Origin of the sequence: Shimia sp. SK013, assembly GCF_001292625.1 — a bacterium.
Lineage (GTDB): Bacteria > Pseudomonadota > Alphaproteobacteria > Rhodobacterales > Rhodobacteraceae > Shimia.
The window spans coordinates 182870-205445 of the sequence record NZ_LAJH01000011.1; the positions used below are offsets into that span (position 1 = coordinate 182870).

Annotated in this window: 16 protein-coding genes; 10 read left to right on the forward strand and 6 right to left on the reverse strand. The window is 57.3% G+C overall.

Going from position 1 to position 22576, the window contains the following annotated elements; all coding sequences use genetic code 11:
- Positions 1 to 86 precede the first annotated feature (86 nt).
- From SHIM_RS09160 to SHIM_RS09170, 3 genes are all read left to right on the forward strand, one after another.
- A complete protein-coding gene (locus SHIM_RS09160; protein ID WP_054002352.1) occupies positions 87 to 1658 on the forward strand; it encodes a Re/Si-specific NAD(P)(+) transhydrogenase subunit alpha in 1572 nt (523 codons plus the stop codon).
- 14 nt (positions 1659 to 1672) lie between these two features.
- On the forward strand, positions 1673 to 3106 hold the full coding sequence (locus SHIM_RS09165; RefSeq protein WP_054002353.1) for an NAD(P)(+) transhydrogenase (Re/Si-specific) subunit beta: 1434 nt from the start codon (positions 1673 to 1675) through the stop codon (positions 3104 to 3106).
- A 283-nt stretch (positions 3107 to 3389) separates the two neighbouring features.
- Positions 3390 to 4670 carry a DUF3422 family protein gene (locus SHIM_RS09170; RefSeq protein WP_054002354.1) on the forward strand — a complete coding sequence of 427 codons (1281 nt, stop codon included), beginning with the start codon at positions 3390 to 3392 and terminating at the stop codon, positions 4668 to 4670.
- A gap of 180 nt (positions 4671 to 4850) precedes the next feature.
- Here SHIM_RS09170 and SHIM_RS20165 read toward each other — a convergent pair whose 3' ends face one another.
- Positions 4851 to 5033, reverse strand: coding sequence for a hypothetical protein (locus tag SHIM_RS20165; RefSeq protein ID WP_152926502.1), 183 nt, complete (start codon positions 5031 to 5033; stop codon positions 4851 to 4853).
- 120 nt (positions 5034 to 5153) lie between these two features.
- Between SHIM_RS20165 and SHIM_RS09175 the strand changes: the two genes are divergently transcribed.
- Positions 5154 to 6677 (forward strand): winged helix-turn-helix domain-containing tetratricopeptide repeat protein, encoded by a 1524-nt coding sequence (locus SHIM_RS09175; protein WP_054002355.1) that lies wholly within the window; start codon positions 5154 to 5156, stop codon positions 6675 to 6677.
- A 171-nt stretch (positions 6678 to 6848) separates the two neighbouring features.
- Here the strand turns inward: SHIM_RS09175 and SHIM_RS09180 are convergent, their stop codons facing one another.
- The 3 genes from SHIM_RS09180 to SHIM_RS09190 form a co-directional block, all read right to left on the reverse strand.
- Positions 6849 to 7760, reverse strand: coding sequence for an ABC transporter permease (locus tag SHIM_RS09180; RefSeq protein ID WP_054002356.1), 912 nt, complete (start codon positions 7758 to 7760; stop codon positions 6849 to 6851).
- Complete coding sequence (locus SHIM_RS09185) at positions 7753 to 8760, reverse strand: ABC transporter permease (protein ID WP_054002357.1); 1008 nt, start codon at positions 8758 to 8760, stop codon at positions 7753 to 7755. The genes SHIM_RS09180 and SHIM_RS09185 overlap by 8 nt, the downstream gene beginning before the upstream one ends.
- 119 nt (positions 8761 to 8879) lie before the next feature.
- Positions 8880 to 10580 carry a peptide ABC transporter substrate-binding protein gene (locus SHIM_RS09190; protein ID WP_054002358.1) on the reverse strand — a complete coding sequence of 567 codons (1701 nt, stop codon included), beginning with the start codon at positions 10578 to 10580 and terminating at the stop codon, positions 8880 to 8882.
- A 295-nt stretch (positions 10581 to 10875) separates the two neighbouring features.
- Between SHIM_RS09190 and SHIM_RS09195 the strand changes: the two genes are divergently transcribed.
- From SHIM_RS09195 to SHIM_RS09220, 6 genes are all read left to right on the forward strand, one after another.
- Positions 10876 to 12696 carry an ABC transporter ATP-binding protein gene (locus SHIM_RS09195; RefSeq protein WP_054002359.1) on the forward strand — a complete coding sequence of 607 codons (1821 nt, stop codon included), beginning with the start codon at positions 10876 to 10878 and terminating at the stop codon, positions 12694 to 12696.
- A 3-nt stretch (positions 12697 to 12699) separates the two neighbouring features.
- Positions 12700 to 13866, forward strand: a complete 1167-nt coding sequence (argE, locus tag SHIM_RS09200; protein ID WP_054002360.1) for an acetylornithine deacetylase — start codon at positions 12700 to 12702, stop codon at positions 13864 to 13866.
- The gene (locus tag SHIM_RS09205; RefSeq protein WP_054002361.1) at positions 13863 to 15209 is read left to right on the forward strand and encodes an NAD(P)/FAD-dependent oxidoreductase; all 1347 of its coding nucleotides are present in this window, start codon (positions 13863 to 13865) and stop codon (positions 15207 to 15209) included. The genes argE and SHIM_RS09205 overlap by 4 nt, the downstream gene beginning before the upstream one ends.
- Before the next feature lie 113 nt (positions 15210 to 15322).
- Positions 15323 to 16498 carry a M20 aminoacylase family protein gene (locus SHIM_RS09210; RefSeq protein ID WP_054002362.1) on the forward strand — a complete coding sequence of 392 codons (1176 nt, stop codon included), beginning with the start codon at positions 15323 to 15325 and terminating at the stop codon, positions 16496 to 16498.
- 34 nt (positions 16499 to 16532) lie between these two features.
- Positions 16533 to 17696, forward strand: a complete 1164-nt coding sequence (locus SHIM_RS09215; RefSeq protein WP_054002363.1) for a M20 aminoacylase family protein — start codon at positions 16533 to 16535, stop codon at positions 17694 to 17696.
- A gap of 25 nt (positions 17697 to 17721) precedes the next feature.
- Entirely contained in the window at positions 17722 to 18888 is a 1167-nt protein-coding gene (locus SHIM_RS09220; RefSeq protein WP_054002364.1) for a M20 aminoacylase family protein, read from the forward strand.
- Positions 18889 to 18945: 57 nt separating this feature from the next.
- Here the strand turns inward: SHIM_RS09220 and SHIM_RS09225 are convergent, their stop codons facing one another.
- Positions 18946 to 21402 carry a response regulator gene (locus tag SHIM_RS09225; protein WP_054002365.1) on the reverse strand — a complete coding sequence of 819 codons (2457 nt, stop codon included), beginning with the start codon at positions 21400 to 21402 and terminating at the stop codon, positions 18946 to 18948.
- Between the two features lie 142 nt (positions 21403 to 21544).
- Complete coding sequence (moaA, locus tag SHIM_RS09230) at positions 21545 to 22549, reverse strand: GTP 3',8-cyclase MoaA (RefSeq protein ID WP_054002366.1); 1005 nt, start codon at positions 22547 to 22549, stop codon at positions 21545 to 21547.
- Positions 22550 to 22576 lie beyond the last annotated feature (27 nt).

Here is a 22576-nt window from a genome sequence, read left to right on the forward strand (position 1 = left end):
ATCACGGGTGCCGTTAAAACTTTCTGCAAGTGCAGCGTTGTCTGCGTGAAATATTATTACTCCAACACCAGAGGGGGATAAGAAAGGTGAAAATCGGAACGCCAAAAGAGGTGTTTGAGGGAGAGAACCGGGTCGCGATGACTCCTGACTCTGCCAAACAACTCATGAAACTGGGCTATGAGTGTGCCGTCGAGGCGGGCGCTGGTGCCAATGCGGGCTTTACGGATGCCGCTTATGAAGCTGCTGGCGTCGAGGTCCTCAAGACCCCTGCCGCGCTTTGGAAAGCCAGCGACATCATTGCCAAAGTGCGCCAGCCGGATGCGGCGGAACTCAAGCGTTTGACCAAAGACAAGACGCTGATTTCGTTCTTCAATCCTGCGGGCAACGACGACGGCATGTCGGCGGCGAAAGCCAAGAAAGCCAACGTGATCGCCATGGAAATGGTGCCACGTATTTCGCGCGCACAGAAGATGGACGCGCTGTCGTCGATGGCAAACATCGCGGGCTACCGCGCTGTCATCGAAGCAGGCAACAACTTTGGCCGCTTCTTTACGGGCCAGATCACCGCAGCCGGCAAAGTGCCGCCCGCGAAGGTTCTGGTCGTGGGTGCTGGCGTGGCTGGTTTGGCCGCAATTGGTACGTCCACGTCGTTGGGCGCGATCACGCTTGCGTTTGACGTGCGTCCCGAAGTGGCCGAGCAGGTTGAATCGATGGGCGCCGAGTTCGTCTATCTCGATTTTGAGGAAGAGCAGGCCGATGGCGCGGCAACCGGTGGCTATGCTGCTGTGTCCAGCCCCGAGTTCCGCGAAGCCCAGCTTGCGAAGTTCCGCGAGCTGGCGCCCGAGGTGGACATCGTGATCACCACGGCGCTCATCCCCAACCGCGAAGCGCCGGAACTGTGGACCGAAGACATGGTCGCAGCGATGAAGCCGGGGTCGGTGATTGTCGATCTGGCAGCGGAAAAAGGCGGCAACTGTAAGCTGACCGTCATGGACGAGAAGATCGTGACCGAGAATGGCGTGACCATCATCGGCTATACCGACTTCCCAAGCCGTATGGCGTCGCAGGCATCCACGCTTTACGCGACCAACATCCGTCACATGATGACCGATTTGACCCCTGAAAAAGACGGTCAGATCAATCACGACATGGAAGATGACGTGATCCGTGGCGCGACTGTGACCTTTGAAGGTGACATTACGTTCCCGCCCCCCCCTCCGAAAGTGGCCGCGATTGCTGCCAAACCAAAAGAGGTTGTGCCGGAACTGACGCGTGAAGAACAGCTTGCGGCCGAAGCGGCTGCGTTCAAAGCACAGACCAAACAGCAGGTGATGCTGCTGGGCGGTGGCGGTGCATTGATCCTTCTGTTGGGTCTGGTCGCGCCAGCAAGCTTTATGCAGCACTTTATCGTGTTTGTGTTGGCCTGTTTCGTGGGCTTCCAGGTGATCTGGGGCGTGGCACACAGCTTGCACACACCTTTGATGGCTGTGACCAACGCGATTTCGTCGATCATCATTCTTGGCGCGCTCATGCAAGTGGGCTCCGGCAGTTGGTTGGTGATTGTGCTGGCGGGTCTGTCGATCTTTATGGCCGGGATTAACATCTTTGGCGGCTTCCTCGTCACACGGCGCATGCTCGCCATGTTCCAGAAATCGTGAAGGAGTAGAGAGCAATGGAATTTGGATTCACAACTGCCGCATATGTTGTCGCGGCTGTTCTCTTCATCTTGTCGCTGGGCGGCCTGAACAATCAGGAAAGCGCAAAGCGGGCGGTGTGGTATGGCATCACTGGCATGGGCCTTGCGGTCTTTGCCACGTTGATTGGTCCCGGCTCCGGTCTGTGGCTGCTGTCGCTGCTGCTGATCGCGGGTGGTGGTATGATTGGTTACCAACTGGCATCCAAGGTCGAGATGACCCAGATGCCCGAATTGGTGGCTGGCATGCACGCGCTTGTTGGTCTGGCGGCTGTTTTTGTCGGCTTTAACGCGCATTTGGAACTCGGCAATGTTGCCGCAATGGACGATGCCGCCAAAAAGGCGCTCGACGGTTTTGCGGCACTTCTGGCCAAGAAAAACGCAGTCGAGGTAGGCATCCTGCGGGTTGAACTCGCCTTGGGTGTTTGGATTGGAGCTGTGACGTTCACAGGCTCCGTGATTGCCTATGGCAAACTCTCGGGCAAAGTGTCTTCCAATGCGGAAAAACTGCCTGGCGGCCATCTGTTGAACGCAGGTGCCGCGACGATCTCGGTGCTGTGCTTGATTTGGTACCTCAACGGCGGCGCCTTCTTGCCGCTGCTGATCCTGACGCTGGCGGCGCTGTTCATCGGCTATCACCTGATCATGGGCATCGGTGGTGCGGACATGCCGGTGGTTGTGTCGATGCTGAACAGCTACTCCGGTTGGGCCGCGGCGGCGATCGGCTTCTCGCTTGGCAACGATCTGTTGATCGTGGTTGGCGCGCTGGTGGGGTCCTCGGGGGCGATCCTGAGCTACATCATGTGCAAAGCGATGAACCGCAGCTTTGTGTCGGTGATCTTGGGCGGCTTTGGCGGCGCGTCTGGTCCTGCAATGGAAGTCGAAGGCGAGCAAATCGCAATTGAGGCTGACGGTGTTGCAGCAGCGCTTGATGATGCGGACAGCGTTGTCATCATTCCGGGTTACGGAATGGCAGTGGCTCAGGCACAGCAGAACGTGGCTGAGCTGACACGTCGTCTGCGCGCCAAGGGCAAGACCGTGCGCTTTGCGATCCACCCTGTTGCGGGTCGTCTGCCCGGTCACATGAACGTGCTCTTGGCAGAAGCCAAAGTGCCTTATGACATCGTGCTGGAAATGGACGAGATCAACGATGACTTCCCGGAAACGGACGTCGCCATCGTGATCGGTTCCAACGACATCGTGAACCCTGCGGCACAAGAAGACCCCAACAGCCCCATCGCCGGCATGCCGGTTCTGGAGTGCTGGAAGGCGAAACAGGTGTTTGTCTCCAAACGTGGTCAGGGCACCGGTTATTCCGGTATCGAGAACCCGCTGTTCTTCAAAGAGAACACGCGCATGTTCTATGGTGATGCGAAAGCCAGCCTCGACAAGCTGTTGGGCATGATCGACTGATCTTAGGGTTACAAAACGTCAAGAGAGGCGCTCCTGCGGGGGCGCCTTTTTTGTTCCCGAAATACCTCGGGGACGGGGGCGGCGCCCCGGTCGCGCGCAGCGCGAGATAGGCTCCCGGCGCAGCCGGGAGCCCGGCCCAACGGCTTTGCCGGCGGGAGGGTTTGGTTTTAAAGCAAAAATTGCGCTCGGTATACCGCGGTATTCCACTAAGTCATTGATAACTATATATTCTTTACAGGCTTCCGGGCGCGCGCTATCGTTTGGCAACCTTGGAGCCTTTGCTATGCCCCCGATTGACGACCACCCTTTGCGCTACAAGCTGGCCAATGAGCTGCACGCGCGGCCGTTTCCGACTTTGGAGGCGCCGGCCACCGCCGTCTTTCTGGCGCTGCGCACGTCGGTTGATGTTATCGGACAGTCCCGAGATGCCGAGTTGGCACATTTACAAGATCTGTTGGACCGGTTTGGCGCCCATCATCCGCAACCGGGTGCCACGCATTTTTCCTGCGACATCGGACGCCATCGGCTCAAATGGGAAATGCACGCCGAGTTTGTGACTTTCACCGTGTTCATCGACCGGCTGAGTACGCGGCCGTTTGATCCGGCGGATTTTGAGGTCTTTCCCGAAGACTGGCTAGAGGCTGCGCCAGGCAAGCGCATCACCTCGGCGCTTATTCGCGTGGACCGGATGCGCGACGCCGACAAGACACATGAAGAGCTCGCAAGCTGGTTCGTGCCTGAAAGCATCGCCATGAGCCACGTTCTGGACCAGTCCTGCCTTGTGGCGACGGATTTCCGGATTGACGCGGCAGGGCATCAGCGCATGGCGCTTTTTGTCTCGGACGGCACCGGGCAGCGGCGCGTGGGGCGCGTGGTGCAAAGACTGTGTGAGATCGAGACATATAAATCGATGTCGATGCTGGGATATTTCAGGGTGAAATCCTTTGCGCCCAAGCTGGGCCAGCTGGAGGCCGAGGTGGCCGACCTGATGGGCCACCTGCGCAGCAGCGACGAGAACCCCGATCAGACGTTGGAGCGCTTGCTGGATTTGTCGGGGGAGCTGGAAAAGTTGATTGCGGACACATCCTTTAGGTTTGGCGCGACCGAAGCCTATGAGGCGATTGTGCATCAGCGCATCACAGTGCTGCGCGAGGAGCGGTTTATGGGGCGCCAAACTTTGGGTGAGTTCATGTCCCGCCGGTATGATCCTGCGATGCGCACCGTGACGTCCACCAAGTCGCGGATGATGTCACTTGCGGATCGGGCCGGGCGGGCAGGGCAGCTGTTGCGCACCAAGGTCGAGGTGGCGCGCTCGGCGCAAAACCAGAGTTTGCTTGAAAGCATGGACCGACGGGCGGATCTGGCCCTGCGCCTGCAGGAAACTGTCGAGGGGCTGTCGGTGGTGGCAATCAGTTATTACGCGGTCTCGTTGGCGGGGTATCTGGTCTATCCGCTGGCCGGCCCACTGGGCGTCAGCAAGGGCATCATGACGGCCGCGATCACCTTGCCGGTGGTGCTGACGGTCTGGTGGCTGGTGCGGCGGATCAAATCGCGGATGCAGTAGGGCTGTCTTGGGGCGGGGGGGCCGGGCGCCACCAAAGCAAAGCTTTGGAAATAGGGAAACATTTGAGTGTTCAGGTCACATTGAGTGTCGGCTTTGCGGGACTTTGCCGCCGTCCGAGGTGGTCAAGAGAATGGCTCCTTCCCCGACTGGCACACCTACAACGACCCAAATTGGTTAGGATCAGAGCAAGCCCTCGAAGGATTTGGTTTCGGTCTGTTCTGCTTCCTCGGTGTAGGCCCAAAAATGTGTTGTGAGAGAACGCCAGAATGTCCTACCAGCAGTAGCTTTGTTGTCTGATTGCGAAACTTCTTTGTGGGTTTGCGTATGGATGTTAGCGTTTGCGAGGGTTGCTGAGAGTTTCATGCTGGTCTCCGTGGGTTGTGATGTAACCAAACTACTGACCCGTATAAATGAGCGCTTGAACGGGATATTATTGATGCATTGCCAGTCCGTGAATTTTGCTTGCCGCGAGCTTGCCGTTAGATGAATTTCAGGTTTGGGGACTTCAGCATCGACACCAATCGCCTGGAACTTATGCAGGCCGACGAGGTCATTCCGCTGCAACCACAGGCCTTTTCGCTTCTTGTTTTTCTAATTGAAAACGCCGACCGGGTCGTGCCGAAAGACGAGATCATCGAAACTGTTTGGCAAGGCCGTATTGTCAGTGACGGCACCCTAAACGCCCGCATTAACGCCTTACGTCGCGCGCTAAACGATGACGGTGTTTCGCAATCGGTCATCAGGACATTTCCACGTCAAGGTTTTCGGTTCGTGGCCAAGTTGGACGATTCACAGGCTGAGCCGACCCCTGTTGCTCTGGTCGACAAAACGCCCGCACCGCATGCGTCCATCGCGGTATTACCGTTCGTCAACATCGGTGCTGATCAAGAACAAGAGTATTTTGCCGACGGGCTTACAGAGGACCTGATAACGGACCTGAGCAAAATCCGTGACCTTTTCGTCATCGCGCGAAATTCGTCGTTTTATTACAGAAACTCGCCCAAAAATATTGTCGAAATCGGGCAGGAACTGGCCGTTGGCCACGTCCTTGAGGGCAGTGTTCGCAAGGCTGGCAATCGTATTCGGATCAACGCACAACTGATTGACGCCAGCAGCGGCGGGCACGTTTGGGCAGAGCGATACGATAGCGACGTTCAGGATATTTTTGCGCTTCAGGACGAAATCGCCGCAAAGATCATTTCTGCGCTTCAGGTCAGTCTTAAACAGAGCCCGGGCACGAAACGCAGCACGCACAGCGTCGAGGCTTATGAGCTAAGCCTCAAGGGGCGTGCCAAGTTCTTTATGTTTTCACCTGAAACCAACGTCGAGTGCATTGCACTTTATGATCAGGCAATCGCCATTGACCCGAACTTCGCCGATGCCTGGGCGGGGTTGGTTTTTCCTTATCAAAGCGGGTGGTCCTTCGCCTGGCCGGGGTACGATGATGGTCTCAAGATTGCCGCGGAAAAAGCCCAGCGAGCGATTGAACTGGGTCCGATGTCGTCCTTGGCCAATGGCCGCTATGGCTGGGTTCAGACATTCCTTCGCAATCCCGAAGGCGCAATCAAGAGTTTTGAGAAGGCATTGGAAATCGATCCGAACAATGCCGATACCTATTTCTGGTTCAGTGAAGCGCTGAACTATGCCGGGCAACCTGAGCGGGCAATTGAGGTAGGAATGACGGGCCTCCGGTTTGATCCGGTTCCCCCTCCCAACGCACTGCATCATATTGCACATGGCCATTTCTTATCCGGCAACCTTGCGGAAGCTGAAGAATACGAGTGGAGCGCTATCCGGATGGCACCGTCTTTCCCACCAGCTCGGATCGTGATGTCGGCGATACTTGTTGAAGCCGGACGGCTCGATGAAGCCAAAGAACAGATTGCGGATCTTCTTGCCATCGATTCAGATTACTCGTTTCAACGCTTTGATGAGCGTTACCCTTATCATGACGATGGGCATCACGATCGCATGACCTCAGCCATCAAATTGGCTGGTATTCTTTAGCAGACATTTACCCTTCCGCTTAATTTCGGCAAGATTGGGCTCAAACCCGCCCTTCGCCGCTGCAAGCTCGAAGTTCGCTTGCGAGATTGGGATTTAACACTCAATGCGATCATCTCCAAAGCAAAAGGCCGGAGCGAGTGCTCCGGCCTTTTGTCGTTTTATGCAGAGGCCTTAGCGGCCGCGAATGCGTGGGTCCAAAGCGTCGCGCAGACCGTCGCCGAGGTAGTTCACCGACAGAACCGTCAGCGAGATTGCCAGTCCGGGCCAGAACACACGTTCGGGATACTCCTGCAGGTATTGCGTCGCATCGTTCAGCAGGCGGCCCCATGTCGGAAAGTCCGGCGGAAAGCCGAGGCCCAGAAACGACAGGGCGCTTTCTGTGATGATCGCATTGGCAATCCCCAGCGTGGCTGACACCATGATTGGCGACAGCACGTTGGGCAGGATGTGGCGCGTGATCATGTTCTTGTTGGAGGTGCCGATCGAGCGGGCCGCCAGAACAAACTCACGCTCTTTCAGTGCCAGAACATCGCCGCGCACAATGCGTGCTGTTGGCATCCACGAGGTGATGCCAATCGCAACAACAATCAGGATAAAGATCCCGCGTTCCGGACCGACAGCAGACGAGAGCGGCTCGCGGAAGAGCATCATCATGACAAGCAGCAAAGGCAGCACCGGCAGGGCCAGAAACAAATCTGTCAGACGCATGAGCGGTCCGTCGAGTCGTTTGAAATAGCCCGCCGAGATGCCGACAAGGCTGCCAAGACCCAGGGCCAGCATCATGGCCGTCAGGCCAACGGCAATGGACGTCTGTCCGCCTGCCATCATGCGCGCCAAAGTATCGCGGCCCAGTTGGTCGGTGCCAAAAGGATGCGACCAGCTTGGACCCTGATTGCGGGACCGGATGTCGATGTAGCTCGCATCAAAGGGCCAAAGCCACGGGCCAATGAAGACCCCCAGAATGATCACGATGAAAACGATAGCCCCCAACATGGCGCCTTTGTGGGCCTTGAACTGGTGCCACACGTCATACCATTGGCTGTGCGGCGGGGCGGTGGGTTCCGTGTTGGACATATCAGTCATAGCGGATCCTCGGATCAAGAATACCGTAGAGCACGTCTGCGATAAGGTTGAAGAACACGATCAGGATGGCGAACATAAAGGTCAGCGTCTGCACAGTGGGCAGATCGTTGGCCTGAATGGCGCCGATCAGTTGACCACCGATGCCGTTCACCGAGAACACTTGTTCGGTGATGATGGCGCCGCCAAAGATTGCAGGCAGGCCAAGGGCAATCACGGTGACAACCGGGATCATCGAGTTGCGCAGTACGTGCACCAGCACGACCACTTTCTCGCTCAGGCCTTTGGCACGCGCGGTGCGCACATAGTCCTGATTGAGGTTGTCCAGCATCGAGGCACGCATGTAGCGGCTGATCTGGGCGGTGGTCTGCATGGCAAGCACCATAACCGGCATGATCATCTGGCGCAGCTGGTAGACAAAGCTGTCCCAGTCCGTGACCTCATGTGTGGTGTCATAGATGAACGGGAACCATCCCAGTTGCACCGAAAACAGCACAATGATCAGCGGGCCGGTAAAGAACGGCGGGATCGAATAGCCGATCATGGTGATGAATGTACCGGCCTGATCGAAGATCGAATACTGCTTGTAAGCAGAATAGATGCCAATCGGCAGCGCGATCAGAATGCCCACGATGTAGGACAGGCCCACAACCCAAAGAGTCTGGGGCAGGCGTTCCACAACCACGTCCATGACAGGGCTGCGGTGCTGCCAGCTGATCACGCGCAGCTTGCCTTCGGAGAAGGCCGTGCCGAAGTAGTGGTCAAACAGAACTTGCGGTTCGATCCAGAAGAACTGCACCAGCCACTTCCAATAGCGGATGTGCATGGGCTCACCAAGGCCAAGAGCTTGGCGCATCTTTTCTTTGACTTCCGGCGGTACAGTCAGAGGGACCTGTGCCATCGGATCGCCTGGTGCCAGTTCCAGCAACAGGAAGATGATCAGAGAGATGAATAAGAGCGTCGGGATCGAGAGGATCAACCGGCGTATTGTGAAGGTCAGCATGCGTGGCGCCTTTGTTTATGCGTCTGTTTTTGTTGTTGAGCCATAGGCGCAGCGACCTGCCTGCGCGGGGCCAGGAATGGAAGGAGGGCGGACCCGAAAGCCCGCCCTCGCAACTCTAATTAGTTGGTACGGTGCCAATCAGCAACGTTCCACAGCTCGGAGTCCCAAACGTTCAGGACAACGCCGCCGAGAGAGTTGGCGTGCGCAGATACCCGACCACGGTGCACAAGCGGCACGATGGTGTAGCTGTCTTTGGTCAGCATGTTGTTCATCTTGATCGCGATCTCGCCGCGCTTCTCAATGTCGCCGGTACCAGCCAACTCGTCGATCAGAGCGTCATACGCCGGATCACAGAAGCGGTTGATGTTTTCACCCTGCCATTGGCTGTCAGGCTTCGGCTCTGCACCACAGCGGTATGCTGCGAGGTACTGCTGAGGGTCTGTGCCGTTGAAGGTGTTGGCATACATTTCCACGTCCGCGTAGAATTTCTGGAAGGTGTCAGGCGAACCTGGGTCACCACCGAAGAACACGGATGCAGACAGGTTGCGAAGTTCGGTTTCAACACCGATTTCGCTCCACCACTGTTTGATCAGGGCTTGGAAATCCTGACGTACAGCGTTTGTGGATGTCTGGTACAGGATCGAGATTTTCACGCCGTCTTTGGCGCGGATGCCGTCGGACCCTTTAACCCAGCCAGCGTCGTCCAGCAGAGCGTTGGCGCCGGCGATGTCCTGCGTCATGCAGTAGTCGTTCTTAGCGGAGTAGTTGTCAGGCGAAGGCACCAGATCACAGGTGACTTTACCTGCTTTGCCGTAGCCGATTTCAACCAGCAGTTCGCGGTCGATTGCCATCGAAAGTGCTTTACGCACGTTGATGTCGGACAGGAACGGGTGAGGATGAGCAACAGTCGCACGCTCGCCTTCAGGCAAGGACGACGACGGGTCGGTCATGTTCATTTCAATACGCTCAACCAGCGGGCCGAAACCTGCGATGGCTTTGCCTTTGCCGCCTTCTTCCATTTTGGCAATCACGTCGGGTGCCAGCTGAAGGTTCCATGCGTAGTCAAATTCGCCAGTTTCCAGAACTGCACGACCAGCACCGGTTGCGTCGCCGCCACCTTTGAAGGTCACAGTTGCGAACGCAGGCTTGGCTGGATCACGGTAGTTCGGGTTGGCTTCGTACTGGATCACGTCGTTTGTGCGGAAATCCGTCACAACAAACGGGCCGGTGCCGATTGGACCAAAGTTTTCAGCCGTACACTCAGGTGCTTTCGCGCCCATGCAGTTTTCGAACTGAGCTTTCTGGATGATCGGGGACTGACCGCCAACGAACGGACCGTATGGGTTCGGCTTCGGCTGGTTGAAGGTCACCTTGACCGTCATTTCGTCCAGAGCTTCGATGTTTTCAACACCGTCAAAGAAAGCTGCCTGTGCGCAACCGCCTTCGGGGTGCATACAATAGTCGCCAGTGAATACGACGTCAGCAGAAGTCACAGCTGTGCCGTCGGACCACATCATGCCGTCAGCGATTGTCCATGTGATCGAGGTCAGGTCCTCGGACACACCGCCGTTGCTGACGGTTGGGATTTCAGCAGCCAGGAAAGGCACCATTTTGCCGGTTTCGTCATAGCGGGCCAGCGGCTCAACTGTCAGCGATGCCGATTCTACGTCCTTGGTGCCCGACGACAGGTACGGGTTCAGGATGGAAGGCGCTTGCCAATAGATGATGTTTACGTGGCCGTCCGAGCCGCGCTCTGCCATGGCCGCTGGGGCCATTGCAAAGGCAGCCGCAGCGCCAAGCATCAATGTTTTAATCTTCATGTCTCACTCCATGTTATTCACGGTTACCCGCGATATTCGGGCAGATTTAGCTCTGCCCATTTGTTGATTGTCAGGAAGGAAACGCGCTTCGAATCGCTCCGATGCAACGCACAAAAAACAGTCATGTCCCCTCTCGACTGTCCGTATCACAGACCAGCAAACCGGAAATTGCAAGCGTTGGTTTTTTTCGAGCCCAGGGTCGCAAGTGGTAACGTCGGAGCCTGTTTGACCTTTGCAAAGTCGGGCATTAGCGTCTCGATAAGAGAAAAAAAGCAAAAAATGGGGAGTGCTGAGGATGTTGGACAATGCCATCGCCTCGATCGAAAACCTTCGGGTCGAGTTCCAAACAAAAGACGGACCTGTTGTCGGCGTCGAGGACGTGTCCTTTCAGGTTAACCCCGGCGAAACCGTATGTATTGTTGGGGAATCCGGCTCTGGTAAGTCGGTGTCCAGCCTTTCACTAATGCGCCTTGTGGAGTTCGGCGGTGGTGAAATTACAGGCGGTCGCCTGCTTTTTGATCGCAAAGACCTCGGCGAAACTGATCTGCGCTCAACCGACAAAGATTTGATGCGAACGATTCGCGGTAACGAGATCGGGATGATCTTTCAGGAACCAATGACCGCGCTCAATCCGGTGTTCACCGTTGGTAAACAGCTTACAGAAGGGCTTCGGTTGCACAAAAAACTGTCAAAGTCTGAAGCAGAGGCCCGCGCCATCGAATTGTTGCGCGAAGTGCGCATTCCCGAACCGGAGCGGCGGCTGCACCAGTACCCGCACGAGCTGTCAGGTGGTATGCGCCAGCGGGTGGTGATCGCCATGGCGATGGCCTGTGAGCCGCGCCTGTTGATTGCGGACGAACCGACAACGGCGCTGGACGTGACAATTCAGGCTGAGATCCTTGCATTGATGGACCGGCTGAAGCGCGAAACCGGCACGGCGGTGATGTTTATCACCCACGACATGGCAGTGGTTGCGCAGATGGCGGACCGGGTGGTGGTGATGTTCCGCGGCAATAAGGTCGAAGAGGGCACCGTCGAAGAGATCTTTGAAAACCCGCAGCATGATTACACCAAAGCGCTGCTGGCGGCGGTGCCGAAACTGGGTGAGATGACCGGAACGGATATTCCCAGCCCGATGAAATTGTTTGGCGACGATACTCACAGCACCGATCCAATCCCCGGAACCAATGAACCCATCCTGACGGTGAAAAACCTCGTCACACGTTTCCCTGTCAAAGGCGGCTTGATGCGGCGAACGGTGGCCAATGTGCACGCGGTCGAGGACATTTCCTTTACCGTCAACAAGGGCCAGACCCTGAGTCTCGTTGGCGAATCCGGGTGCGGTAAGTCCACGGCAGGACGGTCATTGCTGCGACTGGTAGAACCGACATCGGGGCATGTGGAGTTTGACGGGCAGGACATCATTTCCCTGAACCCCAAACAGATGCACAAGGCGCGTCAGGAGATGCAGATGATCTTTCAGGATCCGTTTGCGTCGCTGAACCCGCAGATGATGCTGATGGATCAGGTCAGCGAGCCGATGCGCAACTATGGCACCCATTCGGGCGTCGAACTGCAAAAGCGCGTTGAGATGTTGTTTGATCGGGTTGAGTTGCCGCGCAGCTTTATGCGCCGCTATCCGCACGAATTGTCCGGCGGCCAACGTCAGCGGATTGCGATTGCGCGGGCGCTTGCGTTGAACCCGAAGCTGATCGTCTCGGACGAGGCGGTGTCGGCGCTTGATGTGTCGGTGCAGGCGCAGGTTTTGAACCTGATGATGGAATTGCAGGCCGAGCTTGGTATTTCTTATGTGTTCATCAGCCACGACATGGCTGTGGTCGAACGTGTCAGCCACTATGTCGGCGTGATGTATTTGGGTCGGATCGTCGAGATCGGCCCACGCCGCGCGGTGTTTGAAGACCCGCGCCACGCTTATACGCAGGCCTTGATGAAAGCGGTTCCGATTGCGGACCCGCGTCAGCGCAAATCGGAGAAAGACCTGAACTTCAAACCGATCCCGTCGCCGATCCATTCCGTGGATTATGAGGCCGCGCCGTCGCTTTACGAAGAAGTTGGTCCAGAGCATTTTGTTTTGACCACAGATAGCGGGTACTAAATCATGACAGAGCGCCTCAGCCCCCGCGCAATTCTGGACAAACTGGTGTCGTTTCCAACGGTGAGCCACGACACCAACCTGCCGCTGATTGACTGGGTTGAAGGTTATCTCGCCAGCCACGGCATCGACGCCTTTCGCCATCCGCATGAAACCGACCCCGCCAAGGCAGCATTGTTTGCACATGTGGGGCCACCGGTTGAGGGTGCTGTTGTGTTGTCCGGCCATACGGACGTGGTGCCGGTTGAGGGCCAGCCTTGGTCGACCGATCCGTTTGAGGTGGTCGAAAAAGACGGCAAACTTTATGGACGCGGCACTTGTGACATGAAGGGGTTTGACGCTCTGGCAATCTGGGCAATGGTCGAAGGACATTACGCGGATTTGGCGCGACCCTTGCAGATTGCGCTGAGCTATGACGAGGAAGTCGGCTGTACCGGCGCAGCGCCGCTGATTGAGGCCATGGCCAAGGTTTTGCCCAAAGGCCGCGCCACCATTGTGGGCGAACCGTCGATGATGGGGGCCGTGACCGGCCACAAAGGTGGCACCGGTTTCATGGTGCATATGCGTGGCTTTGAGGTGCACAGCTCGCTGATGCACACGGGTGTGAACGCGATCATGTATGGTGCCAAGTTGATCGAATGGGCCAATGAGATGAACGTCGAGAACCGCGCCAAAACGCCGGATGCGGTGGACGCAACGTTTGAGCCGCCTTGGACGACAGTGCATGTCGGCGTGATCGAAGGCGGCACAGCGCACAACATCACCGCGCTGGATTGCCGGTTCGGGCTGGATTTCCGGTTTGTCCCGGGAGAAAGCAGTGACGATTGGGTGGTGCGGTTCAAAGCCAAGGTGGCCGAAGTCGAAGCCGAGATGCAGGCGGTTGTGCCAGAAACCCGCATTGATCTGGAAGAGATGTTTTACGTGCCGGCCCTGATGCCGGAAGAGGCAGGAGAGGCCGAAGCTTTGGTGCGGCGCATTACCGGCGACAACGCACCACGCGTGGTCAGCTATGGCACCGAAGGCGGGCATTTTCAGGACGGCGGATATTCCACGCTGATCTGTGGTCCCGGCGACATTGCCCAGGCACACCAGCCGGATGAATTCCTGACTGTGGCGCAGTTTCAGGCCGGTGAGCGGTTTATGCGCGATTTGCTGGTGGAACTGGCGGGATGATCGATTTTCCTTTGGGCGTGCACCTGCCGGTGGAACATGGCGGTGCGCTTCCAAAAGAAGCAGATGTGGCAATTGTTGGTGGCGGCATCATTGGCGTGATGACCGCCTTTTTCCTTGCCAAGAAGGGCCTGCGACCGGTTGTGCTTGAAAAAGGCCGTGTGGCGGCGGAGCAGAGTTCACGCAACTGGGGCTGGATCCGGCAGCAAGGCCGCGACATGGCCGAATTGCCGATCATGATGGAGGCCCATCATCTTTGGAAAGACCTCGCACACGAGATTGGCGAGGACCTTGGTCTGCAAACCGTGGGCGTCTGCTATCTTGCTGAAACTCAGAAGGATCTGGCGGGGTACGAAGCCTGGTTGAAAGACGCGGCGCCAACAGGTTTGGACAGTCGGATGCTGTCCAGTGCGGAAGCGGGCGATGTGTTGCCCGGCGTGACCCGGAGTTTTGAGGGTGCGCTGATCACGCCGTCCGACATGAAGGCAGAACCATGGATCGCTGTGCCAGCGCTGGCGCGGGCGGCGGTGCGGGCAGGGGCGGTGATCGTTGAAAACTGCGCGGTGCGCGGTTTGGACGTCCAAGCTGGCCGCGTCGCGGGCGTCGTCACCGAGCAAGGTGTGGTGAAAGCGCCCGAAGTCGTGGTCGCAGGTGGGGCGTGGTCGGCGCTGTTTTTGCGGCGCCATGGTGTGAACATTCCCCAATTGTCGGTGCAAGCGCCGGTGATCGCGACCGAGCCGCTGGCAGACTTGGCCATGCCCGCCACGGCGATGAGCGGGCTGGCATGGCGACGTCGATCGGATGGCGGGTTCACCCTTGTCCCCGGCGGTCGTCACCGGTTGCACATTGGGCCGGATGCGTTTCGTGCTTTGCCGAAATATGTGCCTCAGCTGCGTGCGGATTGGGCAGGGACACAGTTTTCTGCTGCGGCGCCGGCCGGTTATCCTGATGCTTGGGGCACGAAACGCCAATGGCAGATGGATGCAGAGAGTCCCTTTGAGCGGATGCGGGTTCTCAATCCCGCGCCGCCGAAAACACTGATTGAAGCCACGTTGACCAAATTTGGCGCGCTGTTTCCTGCGTTGGGTGCGCCAAAAATGCGGCGGGCGTGGTCGGGTATGATCGACACCATGCCCGATATCGTGCCGGTGGTGGACCGTGGTGACACTTTGCCGGGATTAAGCATTTGCACCGGCATGTGTGGGCATGGATTTGGCATCGGCCCCGCCTTTGGCCGCGTTATGGCAGATCTGGTAAGTGGCGGAGACGTCGGCCACGACCTAAGCCGCTTTCGGTTGGGCCGGTTTGCTGATGGGTCAAAAATCGAGCTTGGCCCGATCATTTGATGGCGCGCTGTGGCGGGCTTCGGCTGTCACGCTTAACCTGTGAATAATCTCCTCTTGCGCAACGCTGAATGATCGTTCAGTCTTGCGCCGAGCCACGCTAGGGGAGTTGCGCCATGCCGATCAGAAACCGTTTAGCCGAGATGCATTCCGAGATCACAGGATGGCGCCGCCACCTGCACGAGAACCCGGAATTGATGTTTGATGTGCATGAAACAGCGGCATTTGTGCAGGCGCGCCTTAAGGAATTTGGTGTGGATGAGATCACGCCTGGGATTGGACGTACCGGCGTCGTGGCCGTGATCAAAGGCAAAACCGACACCAAAGGCCGTGTGATTGGTCTGCGCGCAGACATGGACGCTTTGCCGATCCATGAGGCGACGGGGCTGGATTATGCCTCAACAACTGACGGCAAGATGCACGCCTGCGGGCATGACGGTCACACGTCGATTTTGCTGGGCGCGGCGCAATACCTGGCGGAGACCCGCAATTTTGATGGCACGGCGGTGCTGATCTTTCAGCCAGCCGAAGAGGGTGGCGGCGGTGGCCGCGAGATGTGCCGCGACGGGATGATGGATCGCTGGGGTGTTCATGAGGTCTATGGCCTGCACAACGCGCCGGGCATGCCTGTGGGTACATTCGCCATCCGCCCCGGTGCGCTTTTGGCGTCGGCTGACGAGTTTGAAATTGTTGTCACCGGCAAAGGCGGCCATGCCGCAGAGCCGCAGGAAGCTGTGGACACGACCCTTGTGGCCGCCCAAATTCTTGTGTCTTTGCAAAGCATTGTCGCGCGGAACGTGAAACCCATCGAGCGGGTTGTCCTGACGGTGGGCACGCTTGAGACCGACAGCAATGCGTCCAACGTAATTGCCCATCGGGTGCGTATGAAGGGCACGGTGCGCACGTTGGACAACAACAACCGCGCATTGGTCGAGCAGCGCATTCGCGACGTCGCCACGCACACGGCACTGGCGTTTGGCGCCACGGCCGAGGTCACGTGGGAAGACGGCTATCCGGTCACGGTCAACCATGAGGCCGAAACTGCATTTGCGGTTGAAGCGGCGCAAGCCGTTGTTGGTGAGGCCAATGTTGAGCCCAACGTCGAGCCGATCATGCCGGCGGAGGACTTTTCCTTTATGCTGGAAGAGCGGCCCGGGGCCTATATCTTCCTTGGCAACGGCGATAGCGCCCAATGCCATCACCCCGAATACAACTTCAACGACGAGGCCATTCCCGTTGGATGCAGCTGGTTCGCCGAGCTGATCGAGCGCCGGATGCCCGCCGTCGATTGACCCAAAATAACGAGACGAACAGGAGAAATCCAACATGCCGGTCAAGAACCGCTTTGCCGAATTGCACGCCGAAATCACCGCATGGCGACGGGATATCCATGCCCACCCCGAGGTGCTGTATGAAACCCACCGCACCAGCGCCTTGGTGGCCGAAAAGCTGAAGGAATTTGGTTGCGACGAGGTGGTGACCGGTATCGGTCGCACGGGGGTTGTGGGCATTATCAAAGGCAAAACCGACACCAAAGGCAACGTAGTCGGGCTGCGCGCGGATATGGATGCGCTGCCGATGCAGGAGCAAACCGGGCTTGAATATGCCAGCGAAAACGAAGGCGCGATGCATGCCTGTGGGCACGATGGCCACACGGCGATGCTGTTGGGGGCCGCGAAGTACCTCAGCGAGACCCGCAACTTTGATGGCGCCGTCGCGTTGATCTTTCAGCCAGCCGAAGAGGGCGGCAACGGTGCGCTTGCAATGGTTGAAGATGGCATGATGGAGCGGTTCGGCATTCAGGAAGTTTACGGCATGCACAATGACCCAGATCTGGAGATCGGGGCATTTGCCCTGCGCCGAGGGCCGATGTTGGCAGCTGTGGACTTTTTCACAATTGAGATCGAAGGCCGCGGCGGCCATGCCGCGATGCCGCAGCAGACGATTGATCCCACCATCATGGGCACGCAAATCCATTCGGCGCTGCAATCCATCGTCAGCCGCAATGTGGATCCCGTGGACCGCGCCGTGGTTTCGGTCACGAGTTTCCAGACCGGATCGGATGTCTTTAACGTGATTCCGCACACAGCGACGCTCAAAGGGACAGTGCGCACCTTTGCGCCGGACACGCAGGACATGGTCCAAGCCCGTATGGCGGACGTGGTCGCAGGTGTTGCGGCGAGCTTTGGCGGCACCGCGACGCTGGATTACCAGCGCATCACGCCAGCAACCATCAACGCCGACGACCAAGCCGCCTTTGCCGAAGAGGTGGCCACCGCTGTGGCAGGGCAATGCAGCGAAGCTCCGCTGGTGATGGGCGGTGAAGACTTCTCCTACATGTTGCAAGCCCGCCCCGGAGCCTTCATCATGGTGGGCAATGGCGACAGCGCCGCGCTGCACCATCCGGAATACAACTTCAACGACGAAGCCATTCCATATGGGTCCAGCTATCTGTCTGAAGTGATCGAACGCCGCATGCCTGCGGCCTGACCAATTATCCAAGTGAGGAACTACGATGCCTACTAAGAACCGCTTTGCCGAATTGCAGGACGAAATCACCGCGTGGCGCCGCGACATTCACGAAAACCCCGAGATCCTGTTTGAAACCCACCGCACCAGCGCGTTGGTGGCGGAGAAACTCAAGGATTTCGGCTGTGACGAAATCGTCACCGGCATTGGCCGCACCGGCGTTGTTGGTGTGATCAAGGGTAAGGCCTCGGGCTCGGGCAAGGTGATTGGCTTGCGCGCCGATATGGACGCGCTGCCAATTCACGAGCAGACCGGGCTGGCGTATGCCTCAAAAACCGACGGCGCGATGCATGCCTGCGGCCATGATGGTCACACAGCGATGCTGTTAGGGGCCGCTAAATATCTAAGCGAGACCCGCAACTTTGACGGCACGGTCGTGGTGATCTTTCAGCCCGCCGAAGAAGGCGGCGGCGGCGGCAAAGAGATGTGCGATGACGGCATGATGGACCGCTGGGGCATTCAAGAAGTGTACGGGATGCACAACTGGCCTGGTATGCCGCTTGGTAGCTTTGCGATCCGCTCGGGCGCGTTTTTTGCTGCGACCGATCAGTTTGACATCCACTTTGAGGGTCGGGGCGGGCACGCGGCCAAGCCACATGATACTGTGGACACAACGGTGATGTCAGCACAGGCGGTGCTGGCGTTGCAGACCATTGCCAGCCGCAATGCGGATCCGATTGATCAGATCGTGGTTTCGGTCACCAGTTTTGAGACCAGCTCCAAGGCCTTTAACGTGATCCCACAGCGGGTGCATATCAAAGGTACCGTGCGCACCATGTCCAAAGAGATGCGCGATTTGGCTGAACAGCGCATCGCCGGCATTTGCGAAGGCATTGCAGCAACCTTTGGTGGCACTGTTGCGGTGAAGTATCACCGCGGCTATCCGGTTATGGTCAACACCGACGCACAGACCGAATTTGCAGCCGAGGTTGCCAAGTCGATCAGCGGTCAGTGTGAAGACGCGTCGCTGGTGATGGGCGGCGAAGACTTTGCTTTCATGCTCGAAGAGCGTCCCGGCGCCTATATTCTTGTGGGCAACGGCGAAGACGGCGCGATGGTGCACCATCCGGAATACAACTTTAACGACGAAGCCATTCCTGCGGGCTGTAGCTGGTGGGCCGAGATTGTCGAAAAGCGCATGCCAGCGGCATGAATTCAAAGGCCTCCTCCGCGCTTTGTGCGCGGGGAAGGCCCCCGTTTTGGGAGGATTTCAAGCCTGTTTGCGCTGCGCGGGCGGGCTCAGTTTGGCAGCCATCGCCGCCAACAAGGCGCTCTTGCTCACTGGTTTTGACAAGAAAAGATCCATCCCGGCATCCAGACACGCCTGTTTGTCCGAAGCAAAGGCATTGGCGGTCAGCGCGATGATGGGCGGTTGTGGGATGGGTAGCTGACGTATGAGGCGCGCCGCTTGCAGACCGTCCACCTCTGGCATAGCCATGTCCATCAGAATGATATCCGGCTCATTTTCTTTGCATAAATCTACTGCTTCTTTCCCGTTTTGGGCCTCAAGCAAGGTGACCGGATGCGCGGCGAGAAATTTTCGGATCAACAGGCGGTTGGTTTTGTTGTCCTCAGCCAAAAGGATCGTGATGCCATCCAGCGCTGTTTGGGAAGCCTCGACCGCGGGTGGCTCGGCGCTGACTTCTCCGGTTGGGGCAAAGCCGCGGATTGAGACGTCAAAGCAAGCGCCATCTTTGTAGTCGGAGCAGAGCGCAATTGCGCCCCCCATACGATTTGCCAGCATGGAAGAAATCGTCAGCCCCAGACCTGTGCCGCCAAACGCACGTGTCGTGGCAGTATCTGCTTGTGAGAACCGCTCAAAAATTTGTTCCGCCTGAGCGTCGCTAACACCAATGCCTGTGTCTTTGACCTCAAAACAGATGGTGTAGGGATCATCGAAATCGCATCGCACATGGACATAGACGCCACCGCTTGAGGTGAATTTGACCGCATTTCCGATCAGATTTACCAAAATTTGGCGCACACGACCGTCATCTGCGTGCAGCGTTTCCGGAAGGTCATCGGCATATGAAACCTCAAGCGCAATGCCTTTCTGATCTGCTTTCTGCTTTAGCAGGTGGACAACGCCGTTCACGCCGTTTCGAAGATTGAAATCAACCTTGGAGATTTCAAGTTTTCCGCTTTCGAGGCGGGACAGGTCCAGAATGTCGTTGATAATCGTCAGCAAGGCCTGACCAGAGCTTCTGATGGTTTCCAAAGATTGGTTGTTCTCTTCTCCTAGGTCCTCATCCGAAAGCAGCTCCGCCATGCCAATGATCGCGTTCATTGGCGTGCGAATTTCGTGGCTCATGTTTGCCAGAAACTCCGATTTCGCGCGGGCGGCTTCTTCGGCGTTCAATTTGGCGAGGGCGAGTTCTTCTTCGTGCCGCTTTATTTCGGTGATCTCGCGTTCGATGCCAATCGACATCACCAGGTTCCCATCCTCGTCCAATATTGGGAACGTGTTGATGTGAACCCAAAATTGATCGCCGGACTTTGTCCGATTGAGCAGTTCGCTCTGAAAAGGAAGGCCGTTTTCCTGATGCTCTCGAATGGCGTCGACGACGTCCTGAGAGGTCTCCGGCGCGTTCAGAAGCATCCCCGGGTGGCGACCAACGGCCTCCTCAAAGGAATAGCCGGTCAACCGCGAGAATCCGTCGTTGACCCAAGTGATATTGCCTTTGGGATCGTAGACAAGAATGCTGTCAGTGGCGTGTTTTGCAACGAGAGACAACCTTTCGACCTCGGCGTCACGCTGTTCAAGTTGGTCAATCATTTTTTGGCGGGTCTGTGACAGGCGGCTGGCCGCAAGGATCGGGCCCAGAATAAACACAGCGATTAGGAGGAAAAAGCCCCGTGTGCGCCAGTAGTTGGCGGCCTTAGTAATCCAGCCGTCTTTGGGGCGCGCTGCCAGTTGCCAGGTACTTGTGTGGAGTTGGATGTCCATGATGACCGGATTATCATCGAGCACCGCAGGATCGCCAAAGAACACCTCTCCCTGTGCACCGGTGCCATCTCGTCCGACCAGAACGAGATCCACGTTGAGGTCCGGATCTGTCAGGCCTGACAGCGCATACAGTTTTTCCGCATCGATGACGGCGGAGATGATACCCCAAAACTGGGCCTCGTGGCCCATGTCGGACCAGATCGGAAATTGCGCGATAAAGCCGACGCCGCCCTGCACCAGATTAACAGGCCCTGCGAGAACCATTTTGCCCGAATCTCGCACGCGGTATACGGCTTCACGCTGCGCTTCATTTTTGTGGTAGTCCAACCCCAGAGCAGCCTTGTTTGGCTCATAGGGATAGACCCGATTGATCACAAGGTCGGGGGCTGCAGCGATGTTGATGAATTCGCTATGCCCGCCCATGACCTGATCTGCGAGAAATTCATACTCAGCCTGAGACATGTCCGGGTTGGCCCGAATGGCCGCCACAAATCCCCGGAGCAGGAAAATGTCGCCGTTTGTCTGCCCTTCAACTTGAGCCCGAAGAATGCTGGTCTCGCTATGAACCGAGTTTCTCTGTTCCTGCTTCGCGATGAAGGTTTCCTGACGCTCGGCATAGATCGCAAAAGCCAGCAAAAGAAGGGTCGCAAACAAAACAGGGAGATAGGCTTTGGAACGGCCAACAAGAGAGGTCGAGAGAAAAACGGTTTTACTAATCATCCGGTCAGGAACCTTGTTGAGGTACTCAATCCACTGTGACTATGTCAGCAAGGTGTTCACCATCCATTAACGACGATGTAACGCGAGGATTTGCGCGACTTGTCGCGCAAAAAAGTGCCAATAGCCGCCGATGTGACTGTCTTCAGCCGCCGGTGTGGCTCATGTGGCGGCTCATTTGGCCTGCCACTTCCTGACGGGAGTAGTCAAAGTCATGACCTTTGGGTTTGAGAGCAATGGCGGCGCGGATGGCCTCTTCAAGTGGGGCATCGCTCTCGCTGCCACGCAGAGGTGCGCGCAGATCCGACATGCCTTCCTGACCGAGGCAGGTGTAAATCTGACCCGTGCAAGTGATGCGCACGCGGTTGCAACTTTCGCAGAAGTTATGCGTGAGCGGTGTGATAAAGCCGATCTTCTGGCCGGTTTCCTCAAGCCGCACATAGCGGGCGGGGCCGCCGGTGCTTTCTGACAGTTCGGTCAGGGTGTAGCGTTCCGCCAATCGCGCGCGAAGATCGCTGAGCGGCCAGTATTGATCAAGACGATCCTCGTTGCCGAGATCGCCCATCGGCATAACCTCGATCCAAGTCATGTCCATGTCGCGCTCGTTGCACCATTCCGCCAAAGAAAACAGCTCGTCTTCGTTGAAGCCTTTGAGAGCCACTGCGTTGATTTTGATTTGCAATCCCGCCTCGCGCGCCGCATCCAACCCGCGCGTGACCTGCGGAAGGCGACCCCAGCGGGTGATGTCGGCGAATTTTGCCTCATCGTTGGTGTCCAGGGACACATTGATGCGCTTCACGCCGCAGTCGGCAAGCTCACCAGCAAAGCGCTCCAACTGGCTGCCGTTTGTCGTCAGCGTCAACTCCTTAAGATCGCCGCTGTCCAGATGCCGCTTCATCGACCGGAAGAAGGTCATGATATCGCGCCGCACCAAAGGCTCACCGCCTGTGATTCGAAGTTTTTGAACGCCCAAGCGGACAAAGCTCGAACACATGCGATCCAACTCTTCGAGCGTCAAAAGCTCTTTTTTAGGCAGGAAAGTCATATTTTCGGACATGCAATAGACGCAACGGAAGTCGCAGCGGTCTGTTACCGAGACGCGCAAATATGAGATCGCGCGCTGAAATGGGTCAATCAATGGAGCTGTCATACCCAAACGCTAGTCTTGAAAAGGCAA